1 protein-coding gene is annotated in these 1168 nt (G+C 69.7%); it reads right to left on the bottom strand.

Annotation, left to right across the window (positions count from 1 at the left end):
• Positions 1 to 185: 185 nt before the first annotated feature.
• Positions 186 to 668: a peptide-methionine (R)-S-oxide reductase MsrB gene (gene msrB, locus PSU4_RS30900; protein WP_147116217.1), complete on the bottom strand. Its 483-nt coding sequence runs from the start codon at positions 666 to 668 to the stop codon at positions 186 to 188.
• Between the last annotated feature and the right edge of the window lie 500 nt (positions 669 to 1168).

Genomic DNA, 1168 nt, shown 5'->3' with positions numbered 1-1168 from the left:
TCGTCGCGTTCCTGTGCTCGCAGCAGGCGGGCTTCCTCACCGGCGCGTCGGTGCCGATCGACGGCGGGGCCTATCAGGCGCTGCTCTGACACGCGCTCGTGCCCGGCGGCGGGCCCTCCCCGGGTCACGCTCGGGCGCGCCACCACGTCGCCCCACCCGCTGGGACGGGGTCTGCGCCCCCCCGGTCACGCCGACCGAGGCTCCTCGGGACCCCCCGCGGGGTGGGTGCCGAACAGCTCACGGAACTCGCCGTACCCTTCGCGCTCCAGGTCGGCGAGGGGCACGAACCGCAGTGCGGCCGAGTTGAGGCAGTAGCGACGGCCACCCTTCTCGCGCGGGCCGTCGTTGAAGAGATGTCCCAGGTGACTGTCCGCGTGGGTGGACCGGACCTCGACCCGGTTCATCCCGTGGCTGCGGTCCTCGCGTTCCACGACGTTGTCGTCGACGATCGGCTTGGTGAAGCTCGGCCAGCCGGTACGGCTGTCGTACTTGTCGACGGAGGCGAAGAGCGGCTCTCCCGACACGATGTCCACGTAGATGCCCGATTCCTTGTTGTCCCAGTACGGGTTGGCGAACGCAGGTTCGGTTCCGCTCTCCTGGGTGACCCGGAACTGCTCGGGGGTCAACCGAGCGATGGCATCCTGCGACTTGGCGTAGTTCGGCTCCACGTCATCTCCTCCGTCGTGCTCAGTTGTGCCGACAGGGCGCCGCGGGTGCCGCCCGACGAGCGGATGGCCCCGCGCGCTCCTGAACCGGAGTCGCTTCCTGCCGCGCAGCCAGCGGCCGCGGGGCGGTGCAACTAGACCGGTTGGTCCTACTATAGGACTCTCGCGCGTGGCGGGTGGGCCTGCAGTCGCGATTCTGTCCGGCAGGCCCCCGCGAACCCGCGGCGCGGGTGGTCCACGACCACGTCCTCGTCGAGCGCTCAGGCCGACGTGTACCCGTGAGTGGCGGTCGACACACCGGCGCGGACCCGTCTCCACGTACAGTGGAATATGTAGTCCAGTTACGGGTCGGCGGAGCGCGTGCTCGGCGAGAACCGAGTTCGCCGAACCCCCCGCTCAGGCCCACACCCGCGCCCCACGGGCGACGAAGAACAAGGAGTGCACTGTGGCTCAGATTGTCGGTACCCAGGCCCAGGTCGGCGACGCGATTGTCGACTACGAGC

It is taken from the genome of Pseudonocardia sulfidoxydans NBRC 16205 (assembly GCF_007989085.1).
Classification (GTDB): domain Bacteria; phylum Actinomycetota; class Actinomycetes; order Mycobacteriales; family Pseudonocardiaceae; genus Pseudonocardia; species Pseudonocardia sulfidoxydans.
The sequence above is the reverse complement of the archived record's forward strand: the minus strand, read 5'-3'. Positions and strand labels throughout refer to the sequence as shown.